Genomic DNA, 15553 nt, shown 5'->3' with positions numbered 1-15553 from the left:
TGATGTAACGGTTAATCTAAATCGTTTAATGGCCAGCGGACAATAAAATCTTCAAAATTATCCATATCTACCTGGGTTTCACAGATGGTTTTATTGCGTACTGACATTTGCTTTTTATGCATCAGGCTTTTTTTACCATTGTTCAAAAGCGGATGCCAGCCGGGCAAGCCCCGGCCTTCATGCAGGCGGCGATAAGCACAGCTGGTGGGCATAAAGAAAATGTCTTTTAAGTTGGCTTTAGTCAGCTGAATGCAGTCAGGTACCAATACAGTACGCTGAGTATATTCGGTGCATTCACATTTATGACTATTCAGATAACGGCAGCCGATATTGGTATAGTGTACCTGCTCATCAGCTTTTAACACGCTGGTCGGCCCCTGCTCCTCGTCATCATCAATAAATTTATTCAAACAGCATTTTGCACAGCCATCGCACAACGCTTCCCATTCCTCGGCGTTCATTTCATCGAGGGTTTTTGTTTCCCAGTAGCGCTCTGCTAATGCCATTTTCAGCTTACTCTTGTGTTTACCGTAAAATAATCGGCCAGCTGCAATTGCAGCTGATCGCCTGCTTGCAAGGGCCCTACTCCAGCCGGCGTGCCGGTAAGCACCATATCGCCGGGTAGCAGGGTAAAGTGCTGTGACATTTCACTGATCAGCTGACTGATACCGCGGATCATATTGGCGCTATTGCCGTGCTGACGCTGGACGCCGTTAACGCTAAGGCTGAAGTCGAGCTGCTGGGGGTGGGCAATATCGGCTGCCGGTACAAAACCTGCAACCGGACAGGCGCCATCAAAACCTTTGGCAACTTCCCACGGCCGGCCCAGCTGTTTCAGGTTAGCCTGTACTTCACGCAGGGTTAAATCCAGCGCCAGGCTGTAGCCCCAGATAGCCGCTGCAACCTGTTCAGCCGAAGCAGCGGTTAGCGGCTGGCTGAGCAGTACTGCGATTTCCAGCTCGTTGTGTACCGCACCACGGCCAGCCGGAATGACAAAAGCCGGTGCCAGTGAGCACAGAGCAGTACTGGGTTTAATAAAAAACAACGCTTCTGCGGCTGTTTTGCTTTGCATCTCAGCAATGTGATCCTGGTAGTTCTGACCAATACACACCACTTTACCCACCGGCAGCGCTATCGGCCTGCCATCAACTTGCTGATGAAAATAAGTCATTGCTTACTCGGCAATAATCAGGTCAGCCAGATAGCCGACACTGGTAACAAAGTAATAAGAACGGTTCCAGTGCATCAGGCTTTTATAGTTGTCGTAACCTAAAAAAGCCCGGCCACCCTCACCATCAGGCAGAATTAAGGCCGCTTGTAAGTCACGGCCAGGTAAATCGGCGCCATTGAGCCGGCGCACACCTAAATCGTTCCATTTTGCCAGGCTGCGGGCAGAATCGTGCCAGCGCTCTAACCATGCCGTGCGTGCCAGGCTACCACGCTGAATGGCTAAACCGGCATCAAACCCTTCCGGCAATACCACTTCCCGGCCCCAGGTGATACTGTTATCCCAATTCTGTTGCTTTAAATAATTGGCGATCGAGGCAAACACATCCAGCTGATTCGTCCAGATATCTTTTTTACCATCGCCATCACCATCCTGGGCATATGCCAGAAATGAGCTCGGCATAAACTGGCTTTGCCCCATCGCTCCGGCCCAGGAACCTTTCATATCGGCAAAGCTGATATGGCCCTCAGCCAGAATATCCAGCGCATGAAAAAACTCCTGGCGGAAAAAGGTTTCACGCCGGCCGTCATATGCCAGAGTGGCTAACGCGGATGGAATGGAATAATTGCCCATAAAACGGCCGAAGCTGCTCTCCAGCCCCCACAGAGCAACAATAAACCGTGGTTGCACGCCATATTTTTCACCAATTTTTTCCAGTTCTGGCAGGTATTGCTTGTAGAAACCCCGGGCCATGGTGATCCGGATTTTACTTACCCGTTTTGGCAGGTAAGTACTGAGTGTTTCAACAAATTCAGGCTGGCTCTGATCCGCTTTAACGACCCGTTCGTGAAAGGTTAACGAACTAAACACTTCGTCTAGCAGGGCTTTATCGTAGCCTTTTTGATCGGCTTCCAGCCGCAACGCAGCAGTGTATTGTTCAAAGCTGGGTTTAGCAGGCTGCTCCGCAGCTGCAGCTTCAGGCTGGTTGCTGGTTTGGCTGGTGGCAGCAATACTGCCAGCTGGAAGGATGAAACTGGTTGCCAATAATGCTGGCAAGCCAAGGTTTTTTAGCGCTAATTTTAATTTCATACTAACCTTTTTCTGTCTGGATACTGGCTTTGTGCTGAGCCAGCAGGTTTTCGGGTGGGGGTGGCAACTGCAGATAAAACCCCTGTGAACTGAGAGCAGAACGTAACTTATGAATATCAACCTGGGCTAAATGTTCCCGCTTTGCCAAATTAAGTACGGTAACCAGCTGCGGTTTGCCAAAAGTGGTCATTAAAGCAGCAGGCACCGGGCTGAAATCGTCGCGGCGTTCAACATACAGATAAGTGCCCTCTTTGCGCGGGCTTTTATAAACAACACATAACATCAATAAAACGTCTTCGCTACCTTGCCTAACAGAGGGCGAAACTATAACATGAAGCACAGGTAATGCGCACTGACCCGACACGTCAGGTGCATAAATAATACTGCTTATCGCAGTGATAAAAATAACGCGTGCGCCGATAGTTTTATGTCTGATAATTCGTTAGAACTGAAAGGGAGTTTATTCCCTATGTCAGTGTTGCACTGCGCTGATTTAAGCGTGGCAACCCTGCAAACGTTATTAAGCGCCAAACTGGCGCAAGCACCTGCATTTTTTCTGCAGGCCCCTATCGTGCTTAACCTCAGCGATGTCAGCCAAACCCCCGACTTTAGCGCTTTAAAAAGCCTGTTTACTGAGCTGAAGCTGGTACTGGTTGGCGTAACAGCGGCTAATGCTGAGCAAAAAGCGGCGGCGCATGCCGCAGGCCTGGCGGTTTTACAAGCGGGCAAAGCCAACGTAAATACGAAAGCGCCGGCCGCCGCACAGCAGCCAGCTAAAAGCCCGGCGACAGAAGTTGCTGATGCAACAGCTGCGATAAACAGTGCTGCGCTTGCCGCAGTTGCAGCGACAATGGACAGCAAAGTAATTGAGCAAACCGTACGCTCTGGCCAGCAAATTTATGCCAAAGGCACCGATTTAATCGTTAAAGGCGCAGTAGGCGCCGGCGCCGAAGTGATTGCCGATGGCAATATTCATATTTACGGGTCGCTCAGGGGTAAGGCTATCGCCGGTGCCAGTGGCGATACCAGCAAGCGAATTTATTGTTATAACCTGCAGGCAGAACTGGTGTCTATCGCCGGCAATTACTGGCTTAGTGACAGTTTGCAGGGCAAATTTTGGGGCAAATCAGCTTGCATTAAGATGCAGGACGATAGCTTAGTCATCTCTGAATTAGTGTAAGGATCCTCACTATGGCAAAAATTATTGTGGTTACATCGGGTAAAGGCGGTGTCGGCAAAACCACATCCAGTGCCGCTATTGGCACCGGCCTGGCATTGGCCGGCCATAAAACTGTTATTGTCGATTTTGATATCGGCCTGCGTAACCTCGATTTAATCATGGGTTGTGAGCGCCGGGTAGTGTACGACTTTGTCAATGTGATCAATGGCGAAGCCAATTTAAAGCAAACCCTGATCAAAGATAAGCGCACCGATAATCTGTTTATATTACCGGCATCGCAAACCCGCGATAAAGACGCGCTGACCCGCGATGGCGTAGAAAATGTATTAAACGAGCTGGCCAAAGAGTTCGACTTTATTATTTGTGACTCACCAGCCGGTATTGAATCTGGTGCCATGATGGCGCTGTATTTTGCCGACGAAGCAGTAGTGGTAACTAACCCTGAAGTGTCATCAGTACGGGATTCAGACCGGATCCTCGGCATGCTATCCAGCAAGTCGCGCCGGGCTGAACAAGGCCTGGAAGGCATTAAAGAGCATTTGCTGTTAACCCGCTATAACCCGGAGCGGGTAGAAAAAGGCGAAATGCTCAGCGTCGAAGATGTCAAAGAAATTCTGGCAATTGAATTAATAGGTGTTATTCCGGAATCCCAGGCGGTGTTAAATGCCTCTAACTCCGGCCAGCCGGTAATTCTGGATAAAGACAGCGACGCCGGCCAGGCCTATCTGGATACGATAAAGCGCTTATTAGGCGAGCAAGTGCCGTTCCGTTTTCTAAACGTGGAGAAAAAGGGCTTTATTAAAAGGATTTTTGGAGGATAACTGATGTCATTACTGGATTATTTTCGCTCAACCAAGAAAAACACTGCCAGCACTGCCAAAGAGCGGCTGCAGATTATTGTCGCGCACGAGCGCAAGCGTCGTAACGGCCCGGATTATCTGCCGCAATTAGAACGCGATATTCTGGAAGTTATCCGCAAGTATGTTGATATCCCGGCTGATCAAATTGCCGTATCGCTGGAGCAACGCGGCGACCAGATCTCGGTACTGGAACTTAACGTTACTTTTCCGGATGATAAGCGCTAAGCTTTCACTGCCCGATATCATAAGGCCCGCATATTGCGGGCCTTTGTTTTATAGTTAAAACCTTTTAATTTGCAGTGGCTTGTTGCACTGGTGCCAATAAGTGCTTTTTTAAAAAACTATCCATTGCTCTAAACGTTTCCAGCCGGTGGCTGTTGGTGCTGAGGTAATGATCACCGTCTTCCAGCTCAATATACTGCACGTCTTTATCATGGCTGCGTAGCGCCCGATACATGGCAGTGCTTTGCTTAAACGGTACACTGCGATCTTTAGTACCATGTAGCAGTAATACCGGCACCTGAATTTTTTCAGCATGGGTTAGTGGCGAACGCTGCTCGAGTAAATCAAAATCATCACCCAGTTGCTTTTTAACCACTTCGTAATTGGTGAATCTACGGTATGATTTAACCAGATCTTCTAAATCGGTAACGCCGGCAAAGCTGACGACACATTGGTAAAGTTCAGGGGTTTTAACCGCCCCCATCAGCGCCGCATAGCCACCATAACTGGCACCGACGATACAAATCCGCTTGGGATCGGCAACGCCCTGCTGTATCAGCCAGCGGGTGCCATCTTCCACATCGTCCTGCATTTGCAAACCCCAGCCTTGCAGGCCCATTTGCATAAAGTCGAAGCCATAGCCGTGAGAGCCTCGAAAATTCATTTGCAACACTGCAAAACCACGATTGGCAAAAAACTGGGTCCAGTAATCAAAGCCGTCGTCGTCAAACGAGATAGGCCCGCCATGTGGGAAAATAATAGTTGGCAAAGTAGCTGAAGAGCCCTGCTGATAACCAAGCGGCGTGGTCAGAAAGCCTTCAATATTTAAATCGTCCCGGGCCTGATAGCTGATTTTCTGCTTCGCGACCATTAATTCAGGAGCAAGCTGGCTAAATTTATCGACCAGGAACGTCATCGACTTTTCTTTGCGATCGCCCAGCAAATAACTTCCTGCCCGGGTAGCACTGCTTGATTTAACAATGTAGCGGTTTTGATCGTGGCTGGTGCTGACAATATGATTGTCGGCGTCCGGAATTGCTGCATCCAGAGATTTTTGAAATAGTTGGTAGGCGTTATCAACATAGTCACCACCAAAAGCAACAATCTTGTTCTGTTGCCATGAGTAATGAATATTCGCCGGTACATCGTAATCCGGATCTGCTTTTACCAGGGTAAGTACGGGTGTCTCTTTGCTTAAATCAGCACTGAAAATCGCCAGCCGACCTTCGTGATATGTCGATACGAATAGCACATTCGGGTCAGAGTCAAAGCCTATTGGCCATACCTCCTGCTCAGAAAACCGTTCAAACTGCCATAAGGTGCGAAATTCAGTGCTGTCGGCCAGCTTTTCTTTGATCTCATACCGGGTGTCATCTCTGAACAAGGCAATGCGCGGCCGGTGCTGGCGATCAGCAACCCAGTCAAATATCCCCTTGCGGCCATGGGCAACAATACTGTAGCGCTCGCCATTTAAATTAACCTTTACCACACTGGTACCTGACTCATGACTAAAGCCGTCTAACGCCAGCAAAAAATTATGCTCATCTTCTGGCATTAAGGCGACAATATTAGATTGAAACTGTGGGATCCGAACCAGCCTGCGCTGCAGCTGACCGCTAACAATACTTTTATTCTTGCCGGTTTCTACGTCGATAACCATCAGCCGGGTTTCCGAAACTGGTGTACCATAACGATGAGTGGCGTAAGCCGCACGCATCAATAATTGTTTATTGTTGGCCCAGATCACTGAGAAAATTGTTAAATCCCGGCTATCGGCCTTTACCAGAAAGCGCTGCTCTCCCGTTGTCAGATCAAACAGTTTCACCAACACTAATTGCTCTTTGTCGGTATCAATAGTTTGGATCATCGACAATTTAGTACCATCTGGCGACAGTTTAAGTTTATCTATGGCGGGCGCACTGGCAAAAGCCTCTACCGGCAACTCCTTCGCTAACGCCGACCAGCAGGTTAGTGCAACACACATCAGGGTAAAGCTTAATCCAACCTTCATCGCCAACGTTCCTGTTTTCGTTATTTTTTTGCTGCAGCAAAGTAGCAAATTAGCTGCGACCTGGCAAAATATTTCATTGCTGATAATGAGAAATACCCAATATAAAAACGCCCGCAATTGCGGGCGTTTGTTTCAGCTACTTATACAGAACCGTTAAAGTGGCGTCATTGTTTACAGATTACTCAGCTACAAAACCATCCATTACTGTTAAACCTACCCCCATTAAGCCAACGCCGTCGCGGGCAATGGCGGTGTAAATTTTATTGGCTTCCAGCATCAGGGCGCCGGTTTCAATAGCAGCGGTTTTGGTGCCGGTTGGGGTTACTGTGACAAAATACTCACCAGCGGCCAGTGGCACATAGCCGGTTTCTGCTTTAAACGGCACGTCGCTGAATGCTGGCATTACATCGGCAATATTACCATCGGCAGTAACATAGATATCAACATTACCCGCCAGGGTAGAACCATGCACGATGCGAACACGGGCTTCAGTTGCTACGGTACGGGTGTTGTCCACCAGAATTAATGGCTCGATGGCAAAATCATCGGCATCGCTTAATGAACCCACTGCCAGCACAGTATAAAACACACCATCTTCCAGGGTCACATCTGCGTCAATTACTGCAGTCTCAGTATTAGCCACTGCAACCTTAACATTATAATCACCCGGCGCTGGTGCGACATAACCAGTGAAATCCGGAAACGCTAAGTCTGATACCAGTGGCTCGGCGAAGTTATCATTTACTACGACATCAACTGCCGGCGCATCTGATACGTTGTGAACAACCCGCAGCGAGGAGGTGGTACCGTCATCCAAAATAGGTAATACATCGCCTTCCGGGGTCACGGCAATAAGCGATACCGGTGACGCACCTGAATACTCGCTGTTAATGGCGGCAACAACTAAATCCATACCACCAGCCAGCTCCAGGGTATTGCTGTCAAACACTACAGTGTCAGTACCCGGTAAGGTAATACGCACCCGGTAATCACCGGCAGGCACATCAAGGGCGTCGGTAAATTCAGTAAACGCCAGAGTAGTTAGCGGCGCGCCTAGCTCAGCTTCCGGTGCGGTGACATGAATATCGACGGCTGGTGCTGCAGAGGCGGCATGGACCACCTGTAATCTGACGTTGCCTGTGGCTAACTCAGCCACATCAGAGGTAACAACTAAAGGCGCCAGTGTTTCATCGGCAACTAAGCCTACAGCAAACACTTTGTAGTTGGTGGCTTCGGCAAGTGCCAGCACCGGAACATCGATTACGGTAGCGGTGTTGCCCTCACCCGGCAAAATTGCATCAACCGCTACCGCGTAGTCGGCTGGTGGTAAGCTAAAATTCTCGGAACTGCTGCCATAAGCCAGATTTTCAATTACGACGTCACCATTTACGCTGACATTAACAGCCGGAGCGTCAAAAGAAGCGTGCACTACCCGCAAAGTTGCATCAACAACTACCGGTGGCGGCGGTGGTGGCGGTGGAGGAGTCGGTGTTGGTAAATCTGAATCACTGTCAAAACAACCTGCAAGTGACAAAGTTAAAACCGCCGGAACGGCAAATTTTAGTATTCCTTTCATGGTTATTACCTTTCAGTTATTAGTTGCGTTAGGTTTACGCCTCCATTTACTGAAAAAGATCAGATTTTTTAATTGCAGATTTTTGCCTGAATTAACCAAAATTTTCTATTGATCTTATTTATCAATAACAACGTTAATTATTGGTTTTTGATTAAATTCTGGACATGCGCCGGAACAGGCAAATGGGGTAATAGCAGTTGCTTACGCCAACCTGTTAAATATTCCGGCAGCGGTAGTAAATTCCGTTCCTGCTCAGTTACCCGCCAACACCAGTTAAAATATTCATGCAACTGACGCCGGACCGACAAGAAAGCCGCTGGTATAGCCGTCTCAGCGGCAGTTACTTTAATAGCCTGACTAAGCTCTGCCAGTGCCACTTTCTCACCGGGAAAATGCTCAAGTTGATAAAAGGGCTGCGGGCAGGCTTCCTGCGGCAACTGCTTGGCCAGCTCAATTAACTCTATTATGGTTTTTGCGTGACGACGCATATCACGCCCGGTCATGCCGGGGATATTTAACAAACTCTCAACCGAACCCGGCTTACGCTTAGCCAGCTCCAGCATCTGAAAGTCTTTAATAACCAGGCCCAGTGCTAAATCGCGACTGGCTGCATACTCCAGTCGCCAGGCTACCAGCTCACGTAACACCGCCAGCTCACGACTGCGCAGCAGTGAACCATTTTTAACTTCCAGATACTTCAGGCGAGGTGGTAACGGCTTGGCCCGCCGCTGCTGCAATTGCTGCCCTTCGGCCAGTAACAATGGCAATAATGCCGGGTTGGTAAACTGCGCCATTAAGTGCTGATACAACGGCAGTAAAAATGTAACGTCATTGGCTGCATATTCTAACTGCTTTAAAGCCAAAGGCCGGGCCAGCCAGTCGGTGCGCGATTCACTTTTATCTAATACCTCACCTGTTGCCCGCTCGACCAGTTTGGCATAACCGATACTGCTGCCCCACCCCAGTAATTCTGCAGCCAGCTGCGTATCAAATAACGGCTGAATATGATGGATGCCAATAGTAGCCAGCGCTTCCAGATCTTCAGTACAGGAATGCAGGGTTTTAACAATAGTTTCATCTGCAAACAGCTGCGCCAGAGGCTGCCAGTTGGTAATAGTCAGAGGATCAATCAGAGCAAGTTGCTTGCCGTCAAACAGCTGAATCAACCCCAACTTGGGGTATAAGGTACTCTGGCGGATAAATTCAGAATCAACGGCCAAAGCGCTCTGGCCAGCAGCATTCTGACAATATTGCGCCAGGCTGCTGTTATCAGTGATCAAATAACTCATTTCTACATCTCATAAAAAACAAAACCGGCTATCGCCGGCTTTGGATTAATCCCGCAGCTCACGCCGCAGGATCTTACCAACATTAGTTTTCGGTAATTCGTTCCTGAATTCTACCAGTTTTGGCACCTTGTAGCCCGTTAAATGTTGTTTGCAATGGGCGATCACGTCTTCTTCAGTCAGTGAGGGGTCTTTTTTGACAATAACCACTTTCACTATTTCACCGGATGCCTCGTTGGCAACGCCAACAGCTGCCACTTCCAGCACTCTTTCATCCATCGCCACAACTTCTTCAATTTCATTCGGAAATACGTTAAAGCCCGAGACGATAATCATGTCTTTTTTGCGATCAACAATATAAAAGAAACCTTCGTCATCCATAGTGGCAATGTCACCGGTGTATAACCAGCCATCTTTAATGGTTTTGGCGGTTTCCTCCGGCCGGTTTAAATAGCCGAGCATAACTTGTGGTCCCTGCACCAGCATTTCACCAGGTTCCCCCAGAGCGACGTCTTTGCCCTCTTCGTCAATTAAACGAATTAAGGTAGACGGTGCCGGTAAGCCAATGCTGCCGTTAAAATCTTCTAAATCAAACGGACTTAAGGTTACTAATGGACAACATTCTGTTAAGCCATAGCCTTCAAGTAAGCGGGTTTTGGTCACTTTTTTCCAGCGCTCTGCTACCGGGCGCTGTACCGCCATACCGCCGCCCAACGACAGCTTTAACCGGCTAAAATCTAATTCAGCAAAGCCGGGGGTATTGAGCAAACCATTAAACAGAGTATTAACGCCGGTAATAGCGGTGAACGGGAATTTAGCAAGCTCCTTAACAAAACCAGGCATATCCCGGGGATTGGTAATTAATAAATTAGTGCCACCGTATTTAAAGAAGGTAAAGAAATTGGCCGTTAACGCGAAGATATGGTAAAGCGGCAGTGCAGTAACTACATGCTCTTTACCCTTATCAAGGAAGCAGTCAAGAAACGCGCTACACTGCTCCAGGTTAGCCACCATATTGCGATGGGTTAACATCGCGCCCTTCGAGACGCCGGTTGTACCGCCGGTATATTGTAAAAAAGCAATATCTTCACCGCTGAGATCCGGCTTTTGATATTTTAAATGCTGACCTTTTTCTAATACAGCATTAAAAGTAACAAACTTACTTAAAGAATACGCCGGAACCAGTTTTTTAACGTGCTTCACCACCAGGTTGACAATACTGCCTTTTAGCATGCCCAGCATGTCACCCATTTTGGTCAGAATAATGTGTTCTAAATCGACCTGTTTTTCCACTGCCGCAAGGGTATGCGCGAAGTTATCAACAATAACAATAGCTTTTGCTTTTGAATCAGATAACTGATGTTGTAATTCACGTGGGGTATAAAGTGGGTTAACGTTAACCACAGTACAACCAGCACGCAAAACCCCCATTAACACCACCGGATATTGCAACAGATTCGGCATCATAATAGCGACAGCGTCACCTTTTTGCAGGCCAAGATCTTTTTGTAAGTAAGCTGCAAAAGCTTTGCTTAATTTGTCCAGTTCGCGGTAACTGATACTTTTACCCATATTGATAAATGCAGTGTTATCGGCAAACTGACTGATGCTCTGGGAAAAGATATCAAGCAGGGAAGGGTAATGATCAGCATCAATTTCTGCGGGCACACCTGACGGGTAACGCTTTAACCAAACTTTATCCACCGTCCTCTCCTTTTAGTTAAGGTTATTATTTTATAGTTATAAATATGGCTGCCTGCAATAAATGTTGATGCTTTATTGCCGGGGAACAAGCCTGGTATTGAGTATTTACTCTAGCGCCAATCATCCCACAATTGTCCGCCTGGTACAATTAGCTTGCTGCGGTTACTTGGTACCGGGTTTACTCAGCTGGTTTGATAAATTTCAGCGTCATCCGGTCACTTTCGCCAATTGCCAGATATTGTTCCCGGTTGTAGTTGCCCAGTGCCAATGTTGGTGGCAGGGTGTATACACCTTTCGGGTGGTCTTTACTATCAAGCAAGTTTGCATTAATTTCGCTGCGCGCTACCAGTTGAAAGCCCACTTGTTCTGCTGCAGCAATAACATAAGCTTCGTCAAGATACCCCTCAACGGCCACGCTGGTGGTATCGGATAAAGGTGCGGCTCTGTGTTCCACTAAACCCAATACGCCACCGGGTTTAAGCAGATCATACAAAGTTTGCAAGGTCGCTGATAAGTGACCACTTTCATCCCAGATATGAGCATTACGAAATGACAGCACCATATCAAATTGCGCTGTAGCTAACGCTGGCTCAAAATAAGGGGGGTCAAGTTCAATCTGATTTACCTGGCCAAAATACGCTTGTTGCTCGAGGATTCTTGCTGACAATCCGGCACTCAAGCGGGCCCAGAACTTTGCCCGTTCATCTTTTAAGCTACCGTCATCATGCTTGAACTGGGCAATTGTCAGGTGGCCCCGCTCTTTTAAATAGGGTGCCAGAATTTCGGTGTACCAGCCACGACCAGGCCATACCTCAAGCACCGACATATCCGGCATTATGCCAAAAAAATGCAGTGTATCTGCCGGGTTTCTATATTGGTTACGAGCGATATGTTCAGCACTGCGTTCGTTACTTAGTGCAAATTCCGTTATTAGCTGACGCGGATCAGGCTCAGTCGCCAGCGTTTGCCAGGCAATACTAAGCCCCAGTGTCAGTACTATGTTTGTTATTATTCTTTTCATAGCTTCCTTTTACTACTATTGAGCTTACTAAACATCATACTTGTACGACCACAGCATAACGTGTTGGTTCTAAGATAGCCTGCCCCGCTAAAAATTGTCCAGCAAAACACTTCATTGATGATCTTTATTAAAAATTTAAATTAAAAAATGGTGCGCTTGTCTCATGGCACTTGGTTGGTCTGAAGAGTTAACGTACACTTCTGGTAGTACCGGAAAAGATAAAGGTTTAGTCAATGCGCATCGCTTTATTATGTCTTGCTGTGGCAAGCTTACTACCACCTTCAGCATTAGCTGTGCCGAAAAATATTATTTATATGATTGGTGATGGCATGGGGCCATCCTATGTTGCGGCTTACCGCTATTACCAGCGCGATCCGGCAGCCAGCGTGGTAGGCAATACAGTTTATGACGATTTACTGACTGGCATGGCCAGCACCTACCCTGATGATGATACTCTGGTAACCGATTCAGCGGCCAGCGCAACAGCCCTGGCAACCGGCATTAAAACGTTTAATGGTGCAATATCCGTTAACCGGCAACATATTCCTATTGGCACCATGATGCAGCTGGCCAAGCGCCTTGGCAAAGCAAATGGTATTGTCGCCAGTTCCCAGGTCAACCATGCCACCCCGGCATCATTTCTGGCGCACAACAGCAGCCGGCGCAATATGAATGCTATTGCTGATATGTATTTGGATTACCGGATTGATGGCAAACCGGTAGCCGATTTAATCATTGGCGGTGGTACTAAGTATTTTGTGCGGGAAGATCGTAATCTGATTGCCGGTTTTACTGAACTTGGCTATCAGTATACTGATGACTACAAGCAACTTGCTGGTTTAACCCGCTTACCGGCAATAGCCCTGCTAACAGACAATGCCTTACCTGCGGTATTAAACTCTGACTATGACAGCATGCTCGCGCCACTTACTGAAAAGGCGCTGCAATTATTGTCAACGGCTGATAAAGGTTTCGTGCTGATGGTCGAAGGCAGCCAGATTGACTGGTGCGGGCACGATAATGATATCGCTTGTGCCATGGCTGAAATGCATGACTTTGCCAAGGCAATCGAAGTGGCTAAAGCTTATGTCGATGCCAACCCGGATACCTTGTTAATTGTTACTGCTGATCATGAAACCGGTGGCTTATCATTAGGCGCCAACGGGGTATACCAGTGGCACACTGAGGTGATTAAAAGGGTTAAAGCGACAGGCCGGGAAATTGCCAAACAATTACAGCAATTGGAAAACCAGCAGGATATCAGTAAACGTTATACTGAACTGACCGGTATCAGCCTGGATAAAGCACAATTGCAATTACTGATCACTGCGCTTAGCAATGAAGATGAAAAAGTGGGACGCAGCCAGATACTGCAGTTTATTAACGATGCATCGTTAACCGGCTGGACCAGTGGCGGCCACACCGCAGCCGATGTGCCGGTAATGGCCTATGGTAAACATGCCGGCGAATTTAGTGGTTTTATGGATAACACAGCAATTGCCAAAAAGTTGATTCAGTACATTCAGCAGACTAAGTAAATTTACTCAAAACTCACAAGTAACAATCAATGTGCTCTGTTAGCACCGAGCACATTGATCCGACTTTTCACCCTACCCCTACTCTGCCGCTATTAACTGGCGACGTAATTTCGGAGCTGTGGTATCAGGGTGCAGCCAGATATCAAAAAAAGCCGGAGCAAAGTCTTTATCTTTAACCAAACCTATATCGGCGTCATTAAAATAAAACTGTACCTGGCCCTGCTCAGTCAGCAGCGCTGCTAAGCGATCACCTTCTTTGACATCCCGCCATAGTTCGGCAAGGCGCTCTGCCCACTCAGTTTGCTGTTGCTCGCTACTTCTGCCAAGTTTCTGCCATTGCTCTACGGTAGCATCAATAAACTGGTCTTTACTGATATCCCGTTTGTAAGTGAGTTCCAGTAACAGTGGGCTGCTTTGCTGATAAGTACTAAAAGTACCATCAGTACTGGCCAGCCTGGCGTCGTAAAGTTGCCAGAATAAATAACGGTAGCTGCCCTCACCTACCGTGGTCAGGCTAGGTGTCGCAGCTACCATACCAGCAAACCCCAGTGCGACAATGTTAACGATCAGTTTGTGCATAAAACCTCCTGCTGTAACCCAGTATCAGACCTAACAGCCCCCAAACCAGCACCAAAACCACAAAGGACACTGCTCCAAGCGGAAACTGCAGCACCCCACCACTTAATGCCGCGCCCCCAAGGTAAGACAGGGGGCCGCCGGTAGCACCTAACACCACACCAAGCCACCAGGGCTTTAAGAAGCCGGCCATAGTTTCAACTGCAGCCAGCGCAAACAGTGCCCACAGCAATACAAACCAGCCCGGCATTATCAGGCTGTCGTTAAAGGAAATAATGTGCAGCGAAACCAAAATTGCATCAATAACAATGCCCGCCACAGCGGTAAGCATTACGGCCAGGCGAGCCCGGTTCGGCAGCAAATACAAACCATATAGCAAGTACGCCAACACCGGTACGATCGCCATACTCTGAAAATAGACCAGCGTCAGCCAGGCCAGTTCAAAACCGACAATAGAACGCCAGTGAATACCCTTTTGAGGAGTTAAATAGCCAGTTGTCACCGTTACCGTGTTGCTATTGCTCATTGTTGTTTCATCTTTGCAGCCAGCTTATTCCGCAGGTTATACGGCAATAATCCCAGCATTTTTAAACTAAAACTTAACCGGCGCGGGAAGCGCAAGCGGCTTTTCATTGCCGTTATGCCGTCGAAAATACGTTTAGCTGCATCCTCGGGAGCCATTAAAAAAGGCATCTCAAAGTCGTTTTTCCGGGTAAGCGGCGTATCAATAAAGCCTGGTTCGATTAAACAGACATGAATATCAGTATCTGCCAGATCAACTCGTAAACTGTCTGCAAAATAACTCACCGCAGCTTTGCTGGCACCGTAAGCTTCAGAGCGGGTAAACGGGAAAAAATGGGCCATCGAACTGACAATAGCCAGGCTGGGTTTGTTACCTTTATTAAGGAATGGCATCAGGTAGCGGGTACAAGCAACCACAGCCAGCACATTAAGCGCAAAGGTTCGCTCAAAAGCCGCCAGGTCAAGGTCTGACGCCTCAACATATTCACAGTTGCCGGCATTGAGAATAACCACATCGAATTTTTCAGTTGCGGGTAACGCCGCTGTCCAACTGGCCAGCGCGACACTGTCTGTTACATCTAAGCTTACCGGCTTTATATTTTTACTATGCTTTGCCAGTTCAACCAGCTTATCGGCTGAGCGGGCAATAGCATACACTTGCCAGTCATTGGCGGCGTAGTGCAGGGCTGTTGCCTTACCCATGCCCGAACTGGCCCCCGTTATCAGACAAATTTTTGCCATAGTAAATCCTTTGCACAACACTGCCAGGCAGCTTGTAATCAGTTATTTATAAAAAGTAT

General features: G+C 47.9%; 16 protein-coding genes. 4 read left to right on the top strand and 12 right to left on the bottom strand.

From position 1 onward, the window contains the following. Positions 1-11 precede the first annotated feature (11 nt). The 4 genes from H141_RS0106585 to H141_RS0106570 are packed head-to-tail and all read right to left on the bottom strand — an operon-like array spanning position 12 to position 2540. Positions 12-506, bottom strand: a complete 495-nt coding sequence (locus H141_RS0106585) for a YcgN family cysteine cluster protein (protein ID WP_019675459.1) — start codon at positions 504-506, stop codon at positions 12-14. 2 nt (positions 507-508) lie between these two features. Then, positions 509-1171, bottom strand: coding sequence for a fumarylacetoacetate hydrolase family protein (locus tag H141_RS0106580; protein WP_019675458.1), 663 nt, complete (start codon positions 1169-1171; stop codon positions 509-511). Positions 1172-1174: 3 nt separating this feature from the next. Beyond that, the gene (locus tag H141_RS0106575) at positions 1175-2257 is read right to left on the bottom strand and encodes a lytic murein transglycosylase (protein WP_019675457.1); all 1083 of its coding nucleotides are present in this window, start codon (positions 2255-2257) and stop codon (positions 1175-1177) included. Position 2258: 1 nt separating this feature from the next. Continuing rightward, positions 2259-2540, bottom strand: coding sequence for a YcgL domain-containing protein (locus H141_RS0106570; protein ID WP_019675456.1), 282 nt, complete (start codon positions 2538-2540; stop codon positions 2259-2261). Between the two features lie 144 nt (positions 2541-2684). Between H141_RS0106570 and minC the strand changes: the two genes are divergently transcribed. From minC to minE, 3 genes are read left to right on the top strand one after another with little or no spacing between them, the layout of a single operon-like run. After that, entirely contained in the window at positions 2685-3437 is a 753-nt protein-coding gene (gene minC, locus H141_RS0106565) for a septum site-determining protein MinC (protein ID WP_026349280.1), read from the top strand. An 11-nt stretch (positions 3438-3448) separates the two neighbouring features. After that, on the top strand, positions 3449-4258 hold the full coding sequence (minD, locus tag H141_RS0106560; RefSeq protein WP_019675454.1) for a septum site-determining protein MinD: 810 nt from the start codon (positions 3449-3451) through the stop codon (positions 4256-4258). A 3-nt stretch (positions 4259-4261) separates the two neighbouring features. Continuing rightward, positions 4262-4522 (top strand): cell division topological specificity factor MinE, encoded by a 261-nt coding sequence (minE, locus tag H141_RS0106555; protein WP_019675453.1) that lies wholly within the window; start codon positions 4262-4264, stop codon positions 4520-4522. 64 nt (positions 4523-4586) lie between these two features. On the opposite strand, the gene H141_RS0106550 is transcribed toward minE, so the two are convergent. From H141_RS0106550 to H141_RS0106525, 5 genes are all read right to left on the bottom strand, one after another. Further along, positions 4587-6530: an alpha/beta hydrolase family protein gene (locus H141_RS0106550; protein WP_019675452.1), complete on the bottom strand. Its 1944-nt coding sequence runs from the start codon at positions 6528-6530 to the stop codon at positions 4587-4589. Between the two features lie 178 nt (positions 6531-6708). Then, positions 6709-8106, bottom strand: a complete 1398-nt coding sequence (locus H141_RS0106545; protein WP_019675451.1) for a DUF4397 domain-containing protein — start codon at positions 8104-8106, stop codon at positions 6709-6711. Between the two features lie 137 nt (positions 8107-8243). Beyond that, positions 8244-9395 carry a ribonuclease D gene (rnd, locus tag H141_RS19920; protein WP_019675449.1) on the bottom strand — a complete coding sequence of 384 codons (1152 nt, stop codon included), beginning with the start codon at positions 9393-9395 and terminating at the stop codon, positions 8244-8246. A gap of 45 nt (positions 9396-9440) precedes the next feature. Beyond that, the gene (gene fadD / locus H141_RS0106530) at positions 9441-11096 is read right to left on the bottom strand and encodes a long-chain-fatty-acid--CoA ligase FadD (RefSeq protein ID WP_019675448.1); all 1656 of its coding nucleotides are present in this window, start codon (positions 11094-11096) and stop codon (positions 9441-9443) included. Between the two features lie 178 nt (positions 11097-11274). Beyond that, entirely contained in the window at positions 11275-12117 is an 843-nt protein-coding gene (locus tag H141_RS0106525) for a class I SAM-dependent methyltransferase (RefSeq protein ID WP_019675447.1), read from the bottom strand. A 233-nt stretch (positions 12118-12350) separates the two neighbouring features. Between H141_RS0106525 and H141_RS0106520 the strand changes: the two genes are divergently transcribed. Beyond that, the gene (locus H141_RS0106520) at positions 12351-13655 is read left to right on the top strand and encodes an alkaline phosphatase (RefSeq protein WP_019675446.1); all 1305 of its coding nucleotides are present in this window, start codon (positions 12351-12353) and stop codon (positions 13653-13655) included. A 78-nt stretch (positions 13656-13733) separates the two neighbouring features. Here the strand turns inward: H141_RS0106520 and H141_RS0106515 are convergent, their stop codons facing one another. Genes H141_RS0106515 through H141_RS0106505 form a run of 3 tightly spaced genes read right to left on the bottom strand, consistent with a single transcriptional unit; the run spans position 13734 to position 15494 of the window. Continuing rightward, positions 13734-14234, bottom strand: coding sequence for a chalcone isomerase family protein (locus H141_RS0106515; protein ID WP_026349278.1), 501 nt, complete (start codon positions 14232-14234; stop codon positions 13734-13736). Continuing rightward, a complete protein-coding gene (locus H141_RS0106510) occupies positions 14215-14757 on the bottom strand; it encodes a DUF2878 family protein (RefSeq protein ID WP_019675444.1) in 543 nt (180 codons plus the stop codon). Before H141_RS0106510 ends, H141_RS0106515 begins: the two co-directional genes overlap by 20 nt. Next, a complete protein-coding gene (locus tag H141_RS0106505) occupies positions 14754-15494 on the bottom strand; it encodes an SDR family NAD(P)-dependent oxidoreductase (RefSeq protein ID WP_019675443.1) in 741 nt (246 codons plus the stop codon). Before H141_RS0106505 ends, H141_RS0106510 begins: the two co-directional genes overlap by 4 nt. Positions 15495-15553: the final 59 nt, after the last annotated feature.

The organism is Arsukibacterium perlucidum DSM 18276 (genome assembly GCF_000382165.1).
Taxonomy (GTDB): domain Bacteria; phylum Pseudomonadota; class Gammaproteobacteria; order Enterobacterales; family Alteromonadaceae; genus Alishewanella; species Alishewanella perlucidum.
The sequence above is the reverse complement of the archived record's forward strand: the minus strand, read 5'-3'. Positions and strand labels throughout refer to the sequence as shown.

Bases quoted from the DNA above. Each gene is read 5' to 3' on its own strand.
- rnd (WP_019675449.1), bottom strand. From the start codon at position 9,395: ATGAGTTATTTGATCACTGATAACAGCAGCCTGGCGCAATATTGTCAG.
- minD (WP_019675454.1), top strand. From the start codon at position 3,449: ATGGCAAAAATTATTGTGGTTACATCGGGTAAAGGCGGTGTCGGCAAA.
- H141_RS0106515 (WP_026349278.1), bottom strand. From the start codon at position 14,234: ATGCACAAACTGATCGTTAACATTGTCGCACTGGGGTTTGCTGGTATG.
- H141_RS0106575 (WP_019675457.1), bottom strand. From the start codon at position 2,257: ATGAAATTAAAATTAGCGCTAAAAAACCTTGGCTTGCCAGCATTATTG.
- H141_RS0106525 (WP_019675447.1), bottom strand. From the start codon at position 12,117: ATGAAAAGAATAATAACAAACATAGTACTGACACTGGGGCTTAGTATT.
- minC (WP_026349280.1), top strand. From the start codon at position 2,685: ATGTCTGATAATTCGTTAGAACTGAAAGGGAGTTTATTCCCTATGTCA.
- H141_RS0106550 (WP_019675452.1), bottom strand. From the start codon at position 6,530: ATGAAGGTTGGATTAAGCTTTACCCTGATGTGTGTTGCACTAACCTGC.
- H141_RS0106580 (WP_019675458.1), bottom strand. From the start codon at position 1,171: ATGACTTATTTTCATCAGCAAGTTGATGGCAGGCCGATAGCGCTGCCG.
- H141_RS0106570 (WP_019675456.1), bottom strand. From the start codon at position 2,540: ATGTTATGTGTTGTTTATAAAAGCCCGCGCAAAGAGGGCACTTATCTG.
- H141_RS0106520 (WP_019675446.1), top strand. From the start codon at position 12,351: ATGCGCATCGCTTTATTATGTCTTGCTGTGGCAAGCTTACTACCACCT.
- H141_RS0106510 (WP_019675444.1), bottom strand. From the start codon at position 14,757: ATGAGCAATAGCAACACGGTAACGGTGACAACTGGCTATTTAACTCCT.
- H141_RS0106545 (WP_019675451.1), bottom strand. From the start codon at position 8,106: ATGAAAGGAATACTAAAATTTGCCGTTCCGGCGGTTTTAACTTTGTCA.
- minE (WP_019675453.1), top strand. From the start codon at position 4,262: ATGTCATTACTGGATTATTTTCGCTCAACCAAGAAAAACACTGCCAGC.
- H141_RS0106585 (WP_019675459.1), bottom strand. From the start codon at position 506: ATGGCATTAGCAGAGCGCTACTGGGAAACAAAAACCCTCGATGAAATG.
- H141_RS0106505 (WP_019675443.1), bottom strand. From the start codon at position 15,494: ATGGCAAAAATTTGTCTGATAACGGGGGCCAGTTCGGGCATGGGTAAG.